Genomic DNA, 18,554 nt, shown 5'->3' on the forward strand with positions numbered 1-18,554 from the left:
ATGAAACGCAAGGGGATCGCGCTGCTTGCGGCGCTGCTGCTGATGCCGTCTGCCTGGGCGCTCACGCTGGATGAGGCGCGTCAACAGGGGCGCGTGGGCGAAACGCTCAGCGGCTATGTGGCGGCGCGTCAGCAGGACGAAGAAACGCTGGCGCTGGTCAAGCGCATCAACGATGGCCGCCTGCAGCAATATCAGCGCGTGGGGCAGCAAAATAACCTGACTGCCAGCGAAGTGGCGCGCATCGCCGGCGAAAAGCTGGTGAACCGCGCAGGTAGCGGCGAGTATGTGCGCGGCATCAATGGGCAGTGGCTGCGTAAGTAAGGTTTATCCGCAGATAATCTTTTTGGGAGCTTAAAATGCCAATGCCGCAAACGACAACGGATGCACAGAAGCGCGCCTTAATCGCCGGTTCAGTAGGCAATTTCATTGAATGGTACGAGTTTGCGGTTTATGGCTTTCTCGCGACGGTGATCGCGCAGAACTTCTTTCGCCTGCAGGGCGAAGCCGAGCTGACCGGCATTATTTTGACCTACGCTTCCTTCGCCATCGCCTTTTTCTTCCGTCCGTTGGGCGCAATATTTTTTGGCCGCATGGGCGATCGTATTGGGCGCAAGCCGACGCTGATTTTTGTCTTGATCATGATGACGCTGGTAACGACCGCGATCGGCATTATTCCCACCTATGCCAGCATTGGCGTGGCGGCGCCGCTGATCATTACCGGTCTGCGTATTCTGCAGGGCTTGTTTGCTGGGGGGGAATACGGCGGTGCGGTGTCACTGATGACAGAGTTTGCCCCCAAAGGGCAGCGAGGACGTTACGGTGCCTGGCAATCATTCACCGTGGCGTTGGGCCTGCTGGCGGGCGCTGGCATTGTCGCGTTGCTGTCGGCGGTGTTGAGTGTGGATCAGATGCACAGTTGGGGCTGGCGCATTCCCTTCATCCTCGCCTTGCCGATGGGGATGGTGGCGCTGTGGCTGCGCTATAGCATGGAAGAAACGCCCAGCTTCGTGCGTCAGCAGCAAACGCAAAAAGCGCATCAGCCAATGGCGGTCAGCGCCAGTTTTGGCGCGACGCTCAGGATTATCTTGCTGGCAATCAGCCGCGTGATGGTGTGGTCAGCGGCGGGCTATACCTATCTGGTGATCATGCCAACCTATCTGCAATCTTCGCTGCACACCGGCTTTAACCAGGCGCTATTGATTGCGGTGATCTCCAATCTTGGCTTTGCCGCCACCATCATTCCAGCGGGCATGCTTAGCGATAAAATCGGACGCCGCAGCGTGATGGTTATCGCGGCATGTTTGTTGCTGGTGCTGGCATTGCCGTTACTCAAAGTGTTGCAGGCCGATTCCTCAACGCTGTTGATCAAGGCGCTGGTAGTGTTTGTGGCGGGGGGGATTGTGGGATTGCTGGCAGGACCGGGCCCGGCAATGTTAGCTGAAATGTTCCCCACGCGCGTCCGCTATACCGGGCTGGGACTGGCCTATTCACTCTCTAACGCAGTTTTCTCGGGGTGTGCCGGACTGATTATCACCTCCCTGATTAAGCAAACGGGGAATCTGGATATCCCCGCCTGGTACATCATGGTCACAGCTGCAATCAGTATTCCGGCGCTGATGACGCTAAACAAAAAAGACCATCTGCGTTCGCTGGATGAAGCAGATGGTTGAAGACGCTAGCGTGTTGCCAGTTGCTTAACTGCTTCATGCACCGGCACTTCACCGCCGGTTAACTCAATGATCACCCGGCTGACCGCCGGTTGATCGATGATTTCAGCCAGCGTCGCCGCCACGTCATCGCGAGGAATATCGCCATACGGGATGGCCAAACCAGCACGCACCCGGCCTTGGCTTTGCTCATCCGTTAGCGTGCCGGGGCGTAAAATCACCCAATCCAGATCGCTTTGCGCCAGCTCGACATCCGCTGCTTTCTTCACGCGCATGTAATTTTCGAAGCTGGCGGAGAGGTTTTTGTTTCTGCCGGCTTCAGGGAAAGCCGACACCAGCAGAAAGCGTGAGATGCCGGCCTGCTGCGCGGCAGCAACCGCGGTGGTTAATCCTTTGCCATCAATGGCGTTCGTCATCTCTTCACCGCCTTTGCCGCCGGCACCGGCGGTAAAGACCACCACATCGCTGCCCTTCATTAGCGCGGCCAGCGATGTTGCGTCCAGCGCGGTTAAGTCGCCGTTAACCGGCTCCGCACCCCGTTCACGCAAAGGCTGCTCCTGTTCCGCTTTGCGAAACAGCGGGCGCGCAACGTGCCCGTTTGCGGCCAGCAGTGATGCCAGACGACGGCCAATGTTGCCTGCGCCGCCAATGATAAATACCTTGGACATGAGTACCTCTTCAATTGCGTGGATAACAGCGAGTCAGTATAGCCAACGTCAATCTGCGGAGAAAAAGCAGCGCAGCTTTTGCCTTTCGCGTCCGTGCTGATCCATATTCTCCACCGCCAGCCATTGGCTTAAGGCCTGCTGAATCGGCGGCCATTCGCCATCAATGATTGATAACCAATCGGTATCGCGATTGCGCTGTTTGCGCGTCATTGCCTGACGAAAGCGGCCTTCAAAGGTAAAGCCGATGCGTTCAGCGGCGCGTCGGGAAGCCAGATTTAGGGAATCACAACGCCAAGCCACGCGGCGATAACCGAGCGCGAAGGCCTGCTGCAACAGCAGATATAACGCTTCACTGCCCAATACGTTGCGCTGCATCAGCGGCGACCAGGTCACATGGCCAATCTCAATCGCGCCGTTCTGCACGTCGATATTGGCGAAACAGACCGCGCCAACCGCTTGCTGATTAGCCTGATCGATCACCGCATAACTGACCAATCCACGGTCACCTATTTTGTTAGCAATCCAATCGTTCATCTCGGCTAACGATTGCGGCTGCGATGCGCCAAGCCAGGTCCAGTCGCGATCGTCGGGTGCCAGCAAAAAGGAGGTAAGCAGGGCAGGCGCGTGATTGAGTTGAAGCGGTGTGAGATGGCAAAAGCGGCCAGTGAGAATAGCAGCGGGCGGGAAGATTGCGGGTTGCCAGTCGGGTAGCGCAAAACCGATAGGCTGACCATATTGATTGTGTTGTGTCACTTCATCTCCTTTCGCTGTGCTGAAAAATAACAGCAAAAAAAATGCCCGCCAGTTAAGCCTGACGGGCATTGATCATGCGAAAAAAATGATTACGCAGCAACAATTTGTTTGATGGCGTCTTTTGCATCGTTAGCCGCTTTGGTCGCCACTTCTGGACCATAAGCGATGCCTTCCGCGAACACGAAGTCTACGTCAGTGATACCGATGAAGCCGAGGAACAGCTTCACGTACGGGGTCAGCAGATCGCTGGCCGTATCTTTATGGATGCCGCCACGGCTGGAGAGGATCACCGCACGTTTGCCGGTCACCAGGCCTTCCGGACCTGCTTCGGTGTAACGGAAGGTCACGCCAGCGCGGGCAATCAGATCGAAGTAATTTTTCAACTGAGTTGGAATGTTGAAGTTGTACATGGGGGCGGCAATAACCACGGTGTCATGGGCTTGCAGTTCAGCAATCAGCTCATCGGAGAGAGACAGCGCTTCCTGCTGACGTGGTGACAGTGGGGCATCGGATGGGCGCAGCGCGCCAACCAGCTCACCATCCAGCACCGGAATCGGCTGCGCGGCTAAATCACGTACGGTAACCGAGTCACCTTTAGCGCGTGCTTCGTCAGCGTAGAAGTCAGCCAGTTGATTTGACTGAGAGTAACCAGCGAGGATGCTTGATTTCAGAACTAAAACTTTGCTCATGGTATTTTCCTGTGCGTTACGCGGTTGGCTTACCGCTCAATGCTTTACACTGTACGGAGTTAGCCCGCGGGGTAAAAGCGCAATATTTCGAGATCAATGTTCGAAATAATTGAATAACCTCGCACGTCCCGTTCAGGCAGGTGTTCCAAATTGTGCTATGATGCCGCCCATTAATTGCTTGAATCCGCCGGGAAATCATCTGCCCGCTGCAACAACAGGTAACGCATCGCTATGTCATCATCCGACTCTTCACCTTTAGCCTCCCTCTGGCCGCGGCTCGATAATCTGACGCTGCGCGACAGTCAACGTCTGCGACGTCGACTGCTGGGCGCTGCAAAGGTGAAAAATCCTGCGGCGCAGCAGGGCATTGTGGCTGAACTGGAGCCGGAATTTGTCGCGGCGGAGCAGCGCCTGGCGCAGCGCACGGCGGCGACACCGCGCATCACTTTCCCTGACAACCTGCCGGTGAGTCAGAAGCAGCAGGACATTGCTGATGCGATCGGTCAGCATCAGGTGGTGATCGTCGCGGGTGAAACCGGATCGGGTAAAACCACGCAGCTGCCGAAAATCTGCCTGGCGCTGGGGCGCGGGGTTAAAGGGCTGATTGGTCACACTCAGCCGCGTCGTCTGGCGGCGCGCACCGTGGCCAACCGCATTGCCGATGAGCTGGAAACCTCGCTCGGCGGCACCATCGGTTACAAGGTGCGCTTTAACGATCAGGTGAGCGAAACCACCCAGGTTAAGCTGATGACCGACGGTATCCTGCTGGCAGAAATCCAGCAGGATCGCCTGTTGCTGCAGTACGACACCATCATTATCGATGAAGCACACGAACGCAGTCTGAACATCGATTTCCTGCTCGGCTATCTGCGCGAACTTTTGCCGCGTCGTCCCGACTTAAAAGTCATTATCACGTCAGCGACCATCGATCCGCAGCGCTTCTCACGCCATTTCCACAATGCGCCGGTGATTGAAGTGTCCGGCCGGACGTATCCGGTCGAAGTACGTTATCGCCCAATGGTGGAAGAGGCTGACGACACCGATCGCGATCAGCTGCAGGCTATTTTTGATGCGGTCGATGAGCTGGGACAAGAGAGCCGCGGCGATATCCTGATCTTTATGAGCGGCGAGCGCGAAATCCGCGATACTGCCGATGCGCTGATGAAGCGCGATATTGCGCACACCGAGATTCTGCCGCTGTATGCGCGCCTGTCGAACGCCGAGCAAAACCGTGTGTTCCAGTCGCACAGTGGACGCCGCATCGTGCTGGCGACCAACGTGGCGGAAACCTCGCTGACCGTGCCTGGCATCAAATACGTTATCGATCCTGGTACCGCGCGTATCAGCCGCTACAGTTTCCGCACTAAAGTGCAGCGCTTGCCGATTGAGCCGATTTCGCAGGCTTCCGCTAATCAGCGAAAAGGGCGCTGCGGCCGCGTTTCGGAAGGTATCTGTATTCGCCTCTATTCCGAGGATGATTTCCTCAGCCGCCCGGAATTTACCGATCCTGAAATTCTGCGTACTAACCTCGCCTCGGTGATTCTGCAGATGACCGCGCTGGGACTGGGCGATATTGCTGCCTTCCCATTTGTCGAAGCACCGGACAAGCGCAATATTCAGGATGGCGTGCGCCTGCTGGAAGAGCTGGGTGCCATCACGCTGAGTGAAGACGAAACCTACAAGTTGACGCCTTCGGGCCGCCAGCTCGCGCAGTTGCCAGTCGATCCGCGTATGGCGCGCATGGTGCTGGAAGCGCAAAAATTTGGCTGCGTACGTGAAGCGATGATCATCACCGCGGCGCTATCGATTCAGGACCCGCGCGAGCGTCCTTCGGATAAAAAGCAGGCATCTGACGAAAAACATCGTCGTTTTGAGGATAAAGAGTCTGATTTCCTCGCCTTCGTAAATCTGTGGAATTACCTGCAGGAGCAGCAAAAAGCGCTCTCCAGCAATCACTTCCGCCGCTTGTGTAAAACCGAGTTCCTTAACTATCTGCGCGTGCGTGAATGGCAGGATATCTACACGCAACTGCGTCAGGTGGTGCGGGAACAGGGGATGCCAGTCAACAGCGAACCTGCGCCGTATCGTGAAGTGCACTGCGCTTTGCTTACCGGTTTGTTGTCGCATATTGGTCAGAAAGATAACGACAAGCAGGAGTTTACCGGCGCTCGCAACGCGCGCTTCGCCATCTTCCCCGGTTCCGGGCTGTTTAAGAAGCCGCCGAAGTGGACCATGGTGGCGGAACTGGTGGAAACCAGCCGTTTATGGGGCCGCGTTGCCGCCCGTATCGATCCGGAATGGATCGAACCGCTGGCGCAGCATCTGATTAAACGCAGTTACAGCGAACCGCACTGGGAAAAAGCAAAGGGCGCGGTGATGGCGACGGAAAAAGTGACGCTTTACGGCCTGGCAATTGTGCAGGCGCGTAAGGTTAATTACAGCCGCATCGATCCGCAACTGAGCCGCGAGCTGTTTATCCGTCATGCGCTGGTGGAGGGCGATTGGCAGACGCGTCACGCGTTCTTCCGCAATAACCTGAAACTGCGCAACGAAATTGAAGATCTGGAGCACAAATCGCGTCGTCGCGACATTCTGGTCGATGATGAAACGCTGTTTGCTTTCTACGATCGCCGCATTGGCAGCGACGTGGTGTCTGCACGCCATTTCGATAGCTGGTGGAAGCAGGCAAGCAAAGAGAATCCGGATCTGCTGAGCTTTGATAAGCAAATGCTGATCAAAGACGGCGCGGACAAAGTCAGCCAGCTCGATTACCCCAACTTCTGGCATCAAGGCAACCTGAAACTCAAACTGAGCTATCAGTTTGAACCGGGCGCGGATGCCGATGGCGTGACGGTGCACATTCCGCTGCCGCTGCTGAACCAAATCGAAGAGACCGGTTTTGAGTGGCAAATTCCTGGCGTGCGCCGCGAACTGGTTATCGCGCTGATCAAATCGCTGCCCAAGCCGGTGCGCCGTAATCTGGTACCCGCGCCCAACTACGCCGAAGCGTTTCTCGGTCGCGTAACGGCGATGGAACTGCCGTTGCTGGATGCGCTGGAACGCGAATTCCGCCGCATGACCGGCGTCACCATTGACCGGGAAGCCTGGCAGTGGGATCAGGTGCCCGATCACCTGAAAATGACTTTCCGGGTGGTTGACGAGCACAACCGTAAGCTGCAGGAAGGCAAAAATCTGCATCAGCTGCGGCTGCTGCTGAAAGGCAAAGTGCAGGAAACGCTGTCGAAAGTGGCGGATGATGGCCTGGAACAGAGCGGTTTGCACATCTGGAGCTTTGGCGATTTGCCGCAAAGCTACGAGCAGAAGCGCGGCAGCTATCAGGTCAAAGCCTGGCCGGCGCTGGTGGATGAAAAGGACAGCGTGGCGATTCGCCTGTTCGATAGCGAAGTGGAACAGCAGAAAATGATGTGGCGCGGTCAGCGTCGCCTGCTGCTGCTCAACATTCCGTCGCCAACCAAGTATCTGCACGAGAAGCTACCGAACAAAGCCAAACTCGGTTTGTACTTCAATCCCTACGGCAAAGTGCTGGAACTGATCGATGACTGCATCGCCTGCGGCGTGGATAAGCTGATGGCGGAGGCGGGCGGCCCGGCGTGGCAACAGGAAAACTTCGAACAGCTGCGCGACAAAGTGCGTGCTGATTTGAATGAAACCGTGGTCACCATCGCTAAACAGGTCGAACAGATCCTGACCTGCGTGTTCAATATCATCAAGTTCCTTAAAGGACGCGTGGACATGTCGCTGGCGCTGGCGTTAGGCGATATCAAAGCGCAAATGAATGGCCTGGTGTATCGCGGTTTCGTCACCGGCAATGGCTGGTCGCGTCTTGGTGATACGCTGCGCTATCTGCAAGGTATTGAGCGTCGTCTCGAGAAGCTGCCGGTCGATCCTCACAGCGATCGTGCGCGTATGCTAAAAGTGCAGGCGGTGGAGCAAGCCTGGCAGACGTGGCGGAATAAATTGCCGCCTCAGCGTCAGGATGATGCCGACGTGCAGGCGATTCGCTGGATGCTGGAAGAGCTGCGAATTAGCTATTTCGCCCAGCAGCTGGGCACGCCTTATCCAATTTCGGATAAGCGTATTCTGCAGGCGATGGAGCAGTTGAGTTAATTGTTAGATGGCGCGATAAATCGCGCCGCAACGAAACAGCGCGGTTTTAACATCGCACAATTCTCGAAGAAAACGGCAAGGCGGGGCAGCGGCCCCAGGGATGGCCCACGACGACGTTACGGAGCGGCCCCGCCTTTTTGCCTGAGAGCGCGGAATTACTGAGCTAACTCTTCCAGCTTATCTTTAAAGGACGGCACCGCAATCGCGCGGTTATCGGCACGGTAACGATCGGCCGGCGCGGGTGCTGAACTCTGTACCGCAATCAACTGCCACTCATCACCGTTCTTCAACAGCAGCGGCGAACCGCTGTCGCCCGGCAAGGTATCGCATTGATGCGACAACACTGCACGCTGCGCCCAACCGGTCACTAAACAATCGCTGTGCGAATAGAGCGTATCCAGATGATCGGCCGGATATCCGGCTTGCGTCACTTTACGTTGCGTGGTTTTCAACGCGGCGGTTAAATCGCCACGCGAACCCTCAAACAATGGAATCGGCACAATACCGGAGGGCGGGTTATGCAAAATAACCAGTCCATAATCGTAGGGTGCGGCTCCCGGCGGCACGATCCAGCCTTCGCCGTCTGCCTGCAACCGGCGCGCTAAAGAGGGCTCAACGCGCGCATCAATATCATGAATCTCGTAGCGCCAGCCTTTCGCGCTGGCCATAAAACGCAGCGCCACCGGCTTATCAAATTTGCCGGGCGGAGCCAATAAACAGTGTCCGGCGGTCAACGCCAGATGGGCCGAAATCAGGGTGGCAGTGCAGAGGTTACCGCTTTCGGTCTCTAACTGACCGATGGCATCCCAGGGCGCGGCGCTCACGTCGCTAATCGCCTGGCGATGATCTTTGCCAAAGAACAGTGTTTTGATGTCTTCCGGGCTTGGCCCATCTTCATCATCGGCATGTGCTGTGTGGGTAAAACTGAAAAGACCAACGAGTAACAGGATAGCCAGGCGCATAGTTCTCTCAATGGCGAGAATAAGTAGAAGTTGTTGTCATCACGCTTGAGCGATAACTATAGTCGGTGAGCGGTGAAAAAGGGAGAAATATTGGAGTAATCAGCACGCTACAACGACTAGATAAAAAAGCTGGCTGCAACTATGCCACAGAGGATCATCACAATCAGAATAATTTCGAAGCGATAGCGACGCACCATTTTTCGCTACTCCAGTAAATAAACACCCGGCATAACCGGGTGTTTTCAATCATCAATACGGTGTTGGCGCTAAAGGCGATCTTATTTAGCTGCTTTTTTCACTTTGTGATGCTTTTTAGCAGCCTGAGCTTTCTGCGCAGCTGGCTTGGTTACTTTGTGGTGCTTTTTAGCAGCCTGAGCTTTCTGTGCAGCTGGTTTGGTTGCTTTGTGGTGCTTTTTAGCAGCCTGAGCTTTCTGTGCAGCTGGCTTGGCTGCTTTTTTGTGGTGCTTTTTCGCAGCCTGGGCTTTCTGTGCCGCTGGCTTGGTTGCTTTTTTATGATGCTTTTTAGCGGCCTGAGCTTTCTGTGCAGCTGGCGCTTTCTTCTCTACTTTTTTGTGCTTCTTAGCCGCCTGCGCTTTCTGAGCAGCAGGTTTCTTATGGTGTACTGCTTTGTGTTTCGCTGGCGCTGCAGTGGTTGCTGGCGTTGCTGGAGCAGCTGTGGTCTCAGCAGCGAAAGCAACAGAAGACATACCCATAGCAGCGGCGATCACCAGTGCAAATAATTTTTTCATTGCAAAATCCTCGAACTATTTTTTCATGTGTAGCCCACTGCGGGGCCGGTGAAAACACTATATGAAAAACAATTCAGGCTTTCCGTGAGGCATTGGTATCGGCGTGTAACGGATTGTACAAAGCGGCGTAAAGGAAGAGAAAAGGGCGGCCGCATCGGCCGCCGCGCAGTTTACTCAGAGAGATAACGTTGTTCAAGGTGCTGACGGAAATAGCGCGGATTCAGCGCTTCGCCGGTGGCATTAATCAGCAGCTGCTGCGTTGGGAAACGGCTGCCGTGCTGCCAGATGTTTTGCTGTAACCAGTCGAACACCGGCTGCAACTCACCTTGCTGGATCAGCGTCTCAACCTGCGGAATCGCACGCTTCACTGCCTGGAACAGCTGGGCTGCATACATCGCGCCCAAGGTGTAGGTTGGGAAATAGCCAAACGCGCCGTCAGTCCAGTGAATATCCTGCATGCAGCCATCGCGATAATTACCACGCGTATCAATACCCAACGATTGCTGCATCTTCTCGTCCCACAGCGCCGGGATATCATCAACCTCAATCTCGCCCTCAATCAGCGCGCGCTCGATCTCGTAACGTAAAATCACGTGCGCCGGATAACTCAGTTCATCAGCGTCGACACGAATAAAGCCCGGCTTCACGCGCTGCGCCTGACGGATAAAGTTGTTTAGCGCCAGCGCAGGCTGATCGCCCATCAGCGCCACCACCTGCGGATGGATATGTTGCAGGAAGGCTTCACTGCGCCCCAACTGCATCTCCATAAATAGGCTTTGCGACTCATGAATTGCGGTAGAACGCGCTTGCGCCACCGGCTGACCGCGCCACTGTTTTGGCAAATTCTGCTCGTAGCGCGCATGGCCGGTTTCATGGATCACGCCCATCATGGCGCTGAGGAAGTCGTTCTCGTTGTAACGCGTGGTAATACGCACATCTTCCGGCACGCCGCCACAGAACGGGTGCGCACTCACATCTAAACGACCGTGATTGAAATCGAAGCCCAGCGTTTTCATCACGCTCAGGCCGAGCTGTTTCTGCGATTCGATAGCGAACGGACCCACCGGCTGCGCGATCGGGGTTTGCTGCTGCTTCGCCACGGCTTTTTGTAGCAGGTCGGGCAGCCAGCTTTTGAGATCGCCAAAGGTTTGATCCAGCTGCGCGCTGGTCATGCCAGGCTCAAACACATCCAGCAGCGCGTCGTAGCGCGATCCGCCGAGTGCATCGGCACGCAGCTGCGCCTCTTGACGACTCAGCTTGACCACTTCTTTCAGATTGGCGGAGAAACCTTGCCAGTCGTTCGCCGGACGCTGCTGACGCCAGGCGTGTTCACAGCGCGAACCGGCCAGCGACTTGGCTTCAACCAGTGAGGCGGGCAGCAGCGTTGCTTGCTGCCAGGCGCGCTGCATCTCGCTCAGGTTAACCTGTTCGACATCATTCAATGATTCCTGCTGCGCGGCATCAAACAGCACGCCGAGGCGTTTATCGGTCAGCACTTCGTGCATGAACACGCTCAGTTCGGCCATCGCTTCACCGCGCGCCTGGCTGCCGCCCGGCGGCATGGTGGTTTGCATATCGACACCGGCAATGGCGCCTAAATGGCCAAAGCGGGAGAGACGCTGAAAAGTGCGGCTAAGTTCTTGATAAGCTGAAGTCACGTAAAAAGCTCCTTATGACGGTAAGCGTGGCGCAATGTCCCGCAAGGGTAGATCAACCGGCCAGCAAAAGCGAACGCTGGCGCCGCCAAGCGGGCTGCTCTCAATCGAGACATTTCCCTGCATGGCCAGCGCAATGGAGTGCACGATCGCCAGACCCAAACCACAACCGCCGGTGGCGCGATCGCGGCTTGGATCGAGGCGTACAAAAGGTTCAAACACGCGGGCGCGCTCTTCCTGCGGAATGCCCGGACCGTCGTCTTCCACCTGCAAACAGCCCAACGCGCCATCAAACCATAAGCTGACGCGCAGGCGCTGTTGCGCATAGCGCAGGGCGTTATTCACCAGATTATCCAGCACACGCTCCATCAGGCGCGTATCGGCGCTGCCGACGTTCTCCAGCTGCGGGATATCCAGCGCAATCTGCGTCTGCGGATTCATGGTTTGCACGTCTTCAATATGTACACGTAGCCATTGCGCCAGATCGAAGGATTGCAGATGAAGATCAACGCGCGGACGATCCAGGCGCGCATACGTCAGCAACTCCTCAATCAAACTCTCCAGCTGACCCACATCGCGGTTCAGCGCGGCGGATTCCGTGGCGGTGAGGTTATCGCTCATCTCCAGCCGGTAGCGCAGTCGCACCAGCGGCGTACGCAACTCGTGTGCGATGCCGTCAATCAGTTGTTTCTTACTGGCAACCAGCGTGTTGATGTTCTCCGCCATCTGATTAAACGCCACGCCAAGACTGTGCAGGCTAGACGTGCTTTCAAAATGGGTGCGCACGTCGAGTTCGCCACGGCCAAAACGCTGCGCGGCTTTCTCTAGCCGCTGCATCTCTTGCCAGTGCGGACGCAGCCAGATAAACACCGGCAGCGCCAGCGACATCCCGATAAATGCCAGCAGCGCGATATCCAGAATGCGCATCTGATGCAGATAGAAAAGATACGGAATCGGGCCAACGGAAAGCACATAGTGGCTGCGCGGAATATGCTGTAAGAAGGTGTACTGATCGTCAATCGCCACGATTTCGCCAGCGCGCAGACGCTTCATGTCTGCATCACCCAGCTGATATTTGCTCATCGGTTCAATATTCAGATCAAACGACAGGTCAAGATCGAGGCTGCGAATGGTTTTGCTCCAGTCGCGCGGTGGGATCTCGCGCAGTTCGCTGCGCATCAAAAAAAGCGAGCTGGCCATCAAGTCGTTCATCGACTGGCGTCCGGCGCGTTCGGCGGTGAATTTGTACACCAGCCCAACCAGCAGCGTCATCACCAGAAAACAGACGAACAGCAGCAAATAGAACTGAATAAAGAGCTTTCTCATGCGGAACGGGTATCCCAGGCCTGCGGCGCGAACAGATAGCCTTTGTTACGGATGGTTTTGATGCGGAATGGTTCGGTGGCGCTGTCGTAGAGTTTTTTGCGTAAGCGAGAAATCGCCACGTCGATGCTGCGATCCATGCCATCGTAGGTGACGCCGCGCAGGGTTTTCAGCAGCGCATCGCGATTGAGGATCTGTCCGGCGTGATTCGCCAGTTCCCACAGCAGATCGAAATCGGCGGTGGATAGCACAATATTCTCCTCAAACAGCGTCACCTGGCGATTGAGCGAGTCGATGGTCAGGGAACCAAAACGCAGCACGCGTTGTGAGCTTTGTAGGGCGGGCGTCACTTCCGGCTGACCGGCATGCGCCTGACGCAGATGCAAACGCAGGCGCGCCAGCAACACCGCCGGCGGCGTGGTTTTGAGGATGTAATCGTTAGCGCCCATCTCCAGCGACAGAATGTGGTTCATGTCGCTGTCAAGCGAAGTGAGCAAGACAATCGGACCTTGCCAGCTAGCACGCAGATCGCGGCACAGTGTCATGCCATCTTTGCCGGGTAACATGATATCCAGCATCACTAAATCGGGATCGTGCAGGGCGATGGTGGCTTCGGCGCGGTCACCGCGCGTTTCAACAATAACTTCAATATCGTGGCGGCCAAGATAAGCGGCGATCAGTTCGCCTACTTCTGGCTCATCTTCCACATAGACGATTTTGTTCATAATTTACTGTGACGGATGAGAATCTCAGCAGCATAGCTTTTCCTGGTCCTGAGCTCTACGCTATCGCACGAAATATCCCTGCGTGACTGGTATGTATACCGTGAAATGTGCCATCATTAGCGGCGCGTTGTCGCGCAAGGTTCGGAACCGTAACGAAAAACAGGAGGAGTGCGAGAGTGTCTGATAAAGAGCTGGCTTCAGCCGGATACAGTGATCGCATCTGCTTCAATTACAGTGATTTTCTCTCCGCTTCCTGCAAAAAACGCTGGAGTTTTGTCGATGCCATTTATGGCGTGATGCCTATTTTTGGCATGGTGACGCGTAAATCGGCGCACAACCTTCAGGCCAGCGACGATCATCTGAAAGAATTAGCATTACAAATCATTTCAACACAGGTGAGCGACGAGATTAATATCGCGCGTTTGATCACCCTGGCCGAACAACAACACATCAGCCGCTTTGATATTCAGCTGCCGTATCCGCTGTCAACCGAGCAGCTTGACGCTATTCATCAGGAATACCGTAAGCCGCTCAATCTGTCACAGCAGGATGACCTGCTGTGCGTTTCCATTCCGGTTCAGCCGCACTAATTCGTTAGCTGCCACAACGCGGGCAGTGACGCCGCAATCAACAACACAATCGCGATGCGCTCCAGCTGTGACAACAATTTGTCGCCACGGCCGCCGCGTCGTGCAAACAGGAACAGCAGCAATCCAGGCGCATAGAGCACAACAGAGAGCAGCAGATGCAAAGGACCCGACGCATACAGCAGCCAAATGCCATACGCGCTGGCACCGACGCCGGTAAACATCGCCCAGGGTTTGTTCTGCCCGCGCACCACCTTAATCAGATACAGACCCACCAGCAGATAGGGCACCAAAATCATTTCTGAAGCGATGGTCAGCAGCGTGTTGTAATCCGCACCGGTTAAGGCGATCAAAATCAGGCAAACCTGTACGCTGCCGTTGGTCAGCCATAACGACGCCGAAGGGGAGTTGTGGCGGTTCTGACGCGCGATGCTGCGCGGGAAGGCACCTTGTTGTGCGGCGAGGAACGGCACTTCAGCGGCCATAATCGTCCAGCTCAGATAAGCGCCGCACACTGAAATAATCAATCCGACCGCAATCACCGCATCGCCCCAGTGACCGAGCAAATGCTTCATCAAACCCGCCATAGAAGGATTGCGCATCTGCGCCAACTCGGCACGCGGAATCACGCCTAACGACAGCAGCGTAACCAGCAAGTAGACCAGCAGCGCGGCCAGCACCGCCATCAGCGTGGCGCGTCCGACATCCTGTTTATTACGCGCACGCGCAGAGACCACTACCGCGCCTTCCACACCAATAAATACCCACAAGGTGATCAGCATGGTTTGCTTCACCTGCTGCCACAGCGGCTGACCGAGTTCCACGCCGCTGAAATCAAAGCGGAAGCGATCATAGTTGAATGCCAGCAGCGCCAGCACCACAAACAGCAACAGCGGCACCAGTTTTCCCAGGGTCGCCAGCACATTAATGCTGGCCGCAGTTTGCACGCCGCGCAGCACCAGACAATGCACCAGCCACAGCAGCACCGACGCGCCGAGCATCGCCTGCCACGTATTGCCATCACCAAACACCACGCGATCCGGCGTGTCGGTAAAGAAACTCAGCGCCGAGAAGACAATCACCAGATAAGAGACGTTGGCAATGACCGCACACAGCCAATATCCCCACGCCGAGCAGAAGCCCATCAGCTCGCCAAAGCCGGCGCGCGCATAGGTAAAGATGCCGCCATCCAACTCCGGCTTCAGCCGCGTTAGCAACAGCATGGCGAGCGACAGGAAGATGATGCCAACGCCGGTGATGAGCCAGCCGATCAGCAGCGCCGCCGGGCCGGCAACCGCTGCCATATTTTGCGGCAGGCTAAACACGCCAGCGCCCAGCATAGAGCTGAGTACCAACGCGGTGAGCGCACTAAGACCTAATTTTTTATCCAAAACGCCCATCCTAAACAGCAGAGTATGCTGGGTGGTGACGATTCCGCTGGAGTGTCGCGTGGCAATGAGCCAACTTTGAAACGGAATCCCCTAAAAACAGGCGGCAGATTTTACGGAGTGCAAAAGGGGAAGGCAATGCAAGACTATGCAAATCTGCGCACAGATTATGCAGTTAGTATGAAGGAGATTTTGAAAAGGGCGACGGACGCCGCCCTTAATCGCTATTACTTGAACAGATCGGCGGTGACGGTCAGGTTGCCGCCGCTCTGGTTCTGCCATTGACGCGTGATGTGGTAGTACTTAGCGCCTTTTTCCACTGCGCGTTTGCCAACCGCTTCCGAGATTTCGGTTGGGGTACCAAAGTGATCGGAGAAGGTGATGGTGTCAAACGGCTGCATCTGCGCAGCAGTAATCGCATTCACTTCCTGCACGCTACGGCCATCGGCAGTTTTCACCGTGTAACGTTGGCCGGTTGAGCTTTGCGTTTCGAAGAAACGACCAACGTTGCGGCTTGGGGTATCCGAAGAGGCCACGCCAGGAATGGCCACTTTAGTGGCGGCGGTGCCACCTGCGGCCAATGCTGCTTTACCGGCTTCAGAATCTGCTGGGATTGAATCAGAGGTGTTCTGTACTTTACGTTCTGGCGCATCAGCCTTGTAAACATACGCGGTCACGTACTGGTTGCCGCCGTTGTTAGCATCAACCTGACGCACGATAAAGAACGATGCCGCACCTTTATTTTTGGCTGCCTTGGCAATCGCTTCATTAACATCTGGCTGGCTGGAGAAGAAGCCATTTACCGATACGGTGTCATACGGCTCAAGGCGATAGGCTTCTGCTTTCGGCAGCTCTTTCACGCCTAAGAAGGTGCGATATTTAGTGGAGTCATCCGCTTTCGGTGCGTTAGCTTTATACAAATCAGCCGTTACGCGCCAGTTACCGCCGTTGCCGTTGCTATCATTAATACCCTGAACATAGAAAGAGTCAGCGCCTTTGGCATCGGCTTGTTTGGAGATGGCATCAGTTGCATCGCCAATCGCATTGAAACGGCCGCTGATATTAATACGTTCGAATGGTTTCAACGCGGCCGCTTGCTCTGGCGTTAACTCTTTAGCAGCAAACGCATTCGCTGCCAGCAGTGATAACAAGGTTGACGCCAGAATGGTGTTCTTCAGCTTCATAAAAATGATCCTTCGCCTTACGCAAAATGAGTACGAAAACGTGCTGGACTCTTGATGTATAACAGATTAGCCGTTGATTATTGCATGTAATAATCGGCCTGTCTCAGCCAATTTAAGCGCATAACATTGACAATCTCTGCCGTTTATTCATCGACCTGTCATTGACTTCTGTTACGGCTCTTTTTTGCACAGATAACCACTTATTCTGGTAACACTTAGTACCATAATAGTTAAAGCATTGTTAATTAAAGGTTTTTAAAAACACTTAATTCGACATGACACGATTTTGCGCAGCAGAATATTTTTTAATAAACACCAAATGCAGTGGCAAAACATGGCATTCAATCTTTGTGTCTGAATATTTGTGTGAATGTCATAAGTGGGCGTTATCGCTGTGGATCACTCTTCATATTTTCAGTAGGTTATAAAGACTTTGTTACATTGTGCATTTTGCTCATAAAAAGCTGAAACACTGTTTCGGCTTTTGAGCTTTTTGCCACTTACAGAACCTCATCCTTTAATTGTTGAAAGGAAACAGTATGTTAATTGGGATACCCAAAGAACGGTTAGCCAACGAGTCGCGCGTGGCCGCCACGCCAAAGACCGTTGAGCAACTGATCAAGCTGGGATTTAGCGTCACCGTTGAACAGAGCGCAGGACTTCGCGCCAGCTTTGATGATGAAAGCTTTATCGCCGTCGGCGCCACCATTACTAACACTCACGATGTGTGGCAATCGGACATCGTTTTGAAAGTGAATGCGCCGGACGATCAGGAGATTGAACTGACGCGCGCCGGTAGCACGCTGGTGAGCTTTATCTGGCCTGCGCAGAATCCCGCGCTGTTAGAAAAGCTGGCAGCACGCAACGTCACCGTGATGGCGATGGATTCGGTGCCGCGTATTTCTCGTGCGCAGGCGCTGGATGCGTTGAGCTCAATGGCGAACATCGCGGGTTATCGCGCCATCGTTGAAGCCGCTCATGAATTCGGCCGCTTCTTCACCGGTCAAATCACCGCTGCCGGTAAAGTGCCGCCAGCCAAAGTGATGGTGATCGGTGCGGGCGTCGCGGGATTAGCGGCCATCGGTGCGGCAGGCAGTTTAGGCGCCATCGTGCGTGCTTTCGATACGCGTCCGGAAGTGAAAGAGCAGGTGCAGAGTATGGGCGCCGAGTTCCTTGAGCTGGACTTTGAAGAGGAAGCGGGCAGCGGCGATGGTTATGCCAAAGTGATGTCTGAAGCCTTTATTAAGGCAGAGATGGAGCTGTTTGCCGCGCAGGCGAAAGAAGTGGACATTATCGTCACCACCGCGTTGATTCCTGGCCGTCCGGCCCCGAAGCTGATTACTGCCGAGATGGTTGCCAGCATGAAACCAGGCAGCGTAATCGTCGATCTGGCTGCGCAAACCGGCGGTAACTGCGAATTGACGGTGGCCGATCAGGTGACCTTAACCCCTAACGGCGTGAAGATTATCGGTTATACCGATTTGCCAAGTCGCCTGCCAACGCAATCCTCACAGCTTTACGGCACCAACCTTGTCAACCTGCTGAAACTGCTGTGCAAAGAGAAAAACGGCGAAATTACCGTTGATTTCGACGACGTGGTGGTGCGCGGGGTGACGGTGATACGTGATGGCGAAGTGACATGGCCAGCGCCGCCGATTCAGGTTTCCGCCGCGCCGAAAGCGCAACCCGCCGCACAGCCGCTGCCGAAGGCCGAAGCCAAACCGGTTTCGCCATGGCGCAAGTATCTGCTGCTGGCATTGGCGGTGGTGCTGTTTGCCTGCCTGGCCAACGTCGCGCCGCCGGACTTCCTGTCACACTTCACCGTGTTCGCGCTCTCTTGCGTGGTCGGCTATTACGTGGTGTGGAACGTGAGTCACGCATTGCACACGCCGTTGATGGCCGTCACCAACGCCATTTCCGGCATTATTGTGGTGGGTGCGGTGCTGCAGATGGGCCACGGCGGTTGGGTAACGATTCTTTCGTTTATCGCCGTACTGATCGCCAGCATCAATATCTTCGGTGGTTTCACCGTCACCCAGCGCATGCTGAAAATGTTTCGTAAGAATTAAGGGGTAG

General features: G+C 55.2%; 15 protein-coding genes. 5 read left to right on the forward strand and 10 right to left on the reverse strand.

Translation table 11 applies throughout. The features are described from left to right. Positions 1 to 321, forward strand: coding sequence for a YdbL family protein (locus K5Y30_RS02050; RefSeq protein WP_222182917.1), 321 nt, complete (start codon positions 1 to 3; stop codon positions 319 to 321). Positions 322 to 356: 35 nt separating this feature from the next. Then, complete coding sequence (locus K5Y30_RS02055) at positions 357 to 1,670, forward strand: MFS transporter (RefSeq protein WP_222210372.1); 1,314 nt, start codon at positions 357 to 359, stop codon at positions 1,668 to 1,670. A gap of 5 nt (positions 1,671 to 1,675) precedes the next feature. Here K5Y30_RS02055 and K5Y30_RS02060 read toward each other — a convergent pair whose 3' ends face one another. From K5Y30_RS02060 to K5Y30_RS02070, 3 genes are all read right to left on the reverse strand, one after another. Beyond that, positions 1,676 to 2,335 carry an NAD(P)H-binding protein gene (locus K5Y30_RS02060; RefSeq protein ID WP_222182201.1) on the reverse strand — a complete coding sequence of 220 codons (660 nt, stop codon included), beginning with the start codon at positions 2,333 to 2,335 and terminating at the stop codon, positions 1,676 to 1,678. A 48-nt stretch (positions 2,336 to 2,383) separates the two neighbouring features. After that, the gene (locus K5Y30_RS02065) at positions 2,384 to 3,088 is read right to left on the reverse strand and encodes a GNAT family N-acetyltransferase (protein ID WP_222210373.1); all 705 of its coding nucleotides are present in this window, start codon (positions 3,086 to 3,088) and stop codon (positions 2,384 to 2,386) included. Positions 3,089 to 3,177: 89 nt separating this feature from the next. After that, the gene (locus tag K5Y30_RS02070) at positions 3,178 to 3,777 is read right to left on the reverse strand and encodes an FMN-dependent NADH-azoreductase (RefSeq protein WP_222182197.1); all 600 of its coding nucleotides are present in this window, start codon (positions 3,775 to 3,777) and stop codon (positions 3,178 to 3,180) included. A gap of 231 nt (positions 3,778 to 4,008) precedes the next feature. Between K5Y30_RS02070 and hrpA the strand changes: the two genes are divergently transcribed. After that, on the forward strand, positions 4,009 to 7,905 hold the full coding sequence (gene hrpA / locus K5Y30_RS02075; RefSeq protein WP_222210374.1) for an ATP-dependent RNA helicase HrpA: 3,897 nt from the start codon (positions 4,009 to 4,011) through the stop codon (positions 7,903 to 7,905). A 155-nt stretch (positions 7,906 to 8,060) separates the two neighbouring features. On the opposite strand, the gene K5Y30_RS02080 is transcribed toward hrpA, so the two are convergent. The 5 genes from K5Y30_RS02080 to rstA all read right to left on the reverse strand — a co-directional run bounded on the left by K5Y30_RS02080 (position 8,061) and on the right by rstA (position 13,319). Next, on the reverse strand, positions 8,061 to 8,867 hold the full coding sequence (locus K5Y30_RS02080) for a serine protease (RefSeq protein WP_137385851.1): 807 nt from the start codon (positions 8,865 to 8,867) through the stop codon (positions 8,061 to 8,063). Between the two features lie 278 nt (positions 8,868 to 9,145). Next, on the reverse strand, positions 9,146 to 9,616 hold the full coding sequence (gene asr, locus K5Y30_RS02085) for an acid resistance repetitive basic protein Asr (RefSeq protein ID WP_222210375.1): 471 nt from the start codon (positions 9,614 to 9,616) through the stop codon (positions 9,146 to 9,148). 170 nt (positions 9,617 to 9,786) lie between these two features. Continuing rightward, positions 9,787 to 11,274 (reverse strand): carboxypeptidase M32, encoded by a 1,488-nt coding sequence (locus K5Y30_RS02090; RefSeq protein ID WP_222182193.1) that lies wholly within the window; start codon positions 11,272 to 11,274, stop codon positions 9,787 to 9,789. A 12-nt stretch (positions 11,275 to 11,286) separates the two neighbouring features. Beyond that, positions 11,287 to 12,597, reverse strand: a complete 1,311-nt coding sequence (gene rstB, locus K5Y30_RS02095) for a two-component system sensor histidine kinase RstB (RefSeq protein ID WP_137385849.1) — start codon at positions 12,595 to 12,597, stop codon at positions 11,287 to 11,289. Further along, on the reverse strand, positions 12,594 to 13,319 hold the full coding sequence (gene rstA, locus K5Y30_RS02100) for a two-component system response regulator RstA (RefSeq protein ID WP_101764317.1): 726 nt from the start codon (positions 13,317 to 13,319) through the stop codon (positions 12,594 to 12,596). The genes rstB and rstA overlap by 4 nt, the downstream gene beginning before the upstream one ends. A gap of 176 nt (positions 13,320 to 13,495) precedes the next feature. On the opposite strand from rstA, the gene K5Y30_RS02105 reads away from it, so the two are divergent. After that, positions 13,496 to 13,909 carry a hypothetical protein gene (locus tag K5Y30_RS02105; protein WP_222182189.1) on the forward strand — a complete coding sequence of 138 codons (414 nt, stop codon included), beginning with the start codon at positions 13,496 to 13,498 and terminating at the stop codon, positions 13,907 to 13,909. Here K5Y30_RS02105 and K5Y30_RS02110 read toward each other — a convergent pair. Together K5Y30_RS02110 and ydgH are read right to left on the reverse strand one after the other, a co-directional pair. Continuing rightward, positions 13,906 to 15,297, reverse strand: a complete 1,392-nt coding sequence (locus K5Y30_RS02110) for an amino acid permease (protein ID WP_222210376.1) — start codon at positions 15,295 to 15,297, stop codon at positions 13,906 to 13,908. The genes K5Y30_RS02105 and K5Y30_RS02110 overlap by 4 nt on opposite strands. Positions 15,298 to 15,521: 224 nt before the next feature. Next, positions 15,522 to 16,478, reverse strand: a complete 957-nt coding sequence (ydgH, locus tag K5Y30_RS02115) for a DUF1471 family protein YdgH (RefSeq protein ID WP_217546543.1) — start codon at positions 16,476 to 16,478, stop codon at positions 15,522 to 15,524. A gap of 539 nt (positions 16,479 to 17,017) precedes the next feature. Here ydgH and pntA point away from each other — a divergent pair. Next, the gene (gene pntA, locus K5Y30_RS02120) at positions 17,018 to 18,547 is read left to right on the forward strand and encodes a Re/Si-specific NAD(P)(+) transhydrogenase subunit alpha (protein ID WP_101764319.1); all 1,530 of its coding nucleotides are present in this window, start codon (positions 17,018 to 17,020) and stop codon (positions 18,545 to 18,547) included. Positions 18,548 to 18,554: the final 7 nt, after the last annotated feature.

The sequence above is a fragment of the Pantoea sp. DY-5 genome, assembly GCF_019795955.1.
GTDB lineage: Bacteria > Pseudomonadota > Gammaproteobacteria > Enterobacterales > Enterobacteriaceae > Pantoea > Pantoea leporis.

Excerpts from the sequence above, each read along its gene's own strand:
- K5Y30_RS02050 (WP_222182917.1), top strand. The coding sequence starts at position 1 with ATGAAACGCAAGGGGATCGCGCTGCTTGCGGCGCTGCTGCTGATGCCG.
- K5Y30_RS02055 (WP_222210372.1), top strand. The coding sequence starts at position 357 with ATGCCAATGCCGCAAACGACAACGGATGCACAGAAGCGCGCCTTAATC.
- K5Y30_RS02060 (WP_222182201.1), bottom strand. The coding sequence starts at position 2,335 with ATGTCCAAGGTATTTATCATTGGCGGCGCAGGCAACATTGGCCGTCGT.
- K5Y30_RS02070 (WP_222182197.1), bottom strand. The coding sequence starts at position 3,777 with ATGAGCAAAGTTTTAGTTCTGAAATCAAGCATCCTCGCTGGTTACTCT.
- hrpA (WP_222210374.1), top strand. The coding sequence starts at position 4,009 with ATGTCATCATCCGACTCTTCACCTTTAGCCTCCCTCTGGCCGCGGCTC.
- K5Y30_RS02080 (WP_137385851.1), bottom strand. The coding sequence starts at position 8,867 with ATGCGCCTGGCTATCCTGTTACTCGTTGGTCTTTTCAGTTTTACCCAC.
- asr (WP_222210375.1), bottom strand. The coding sequence starts at position 9,616 with ATGAAAAAATTATTTGCACTGGTGATCGCCGCTGCTATGGGTATGTCT.
- rstB (WP_137385849.1), bottom strand. The coding sequence starts at position 12,597 with ATGAGAAAGCTCTTTATTCAGTTCTATTTGCTGCTGTTCGTCTGTTTT.
- rstA (WP_101764317.1), bottom strand. The coding sequence starts at position 13,319 with ATGAACAAAATCGTCTATGTGGAAGATGAGCCAGAAGTAGGCGAACTG.
- ydgH (WP_217546543.1), bottom strand. The coding sequence starts at position 16,478 with ATGAAGCTGAAGAACACCATTCTGGCGTCAACCTTGTTATCACTGCTG.
- pntA (WP_101764319.1), top strand. The coding sequence starts at position 17,018 with ATGTTAATTGGGATACCCAAAGAACGGTTAGCCAACGAGTCGCGCGTG.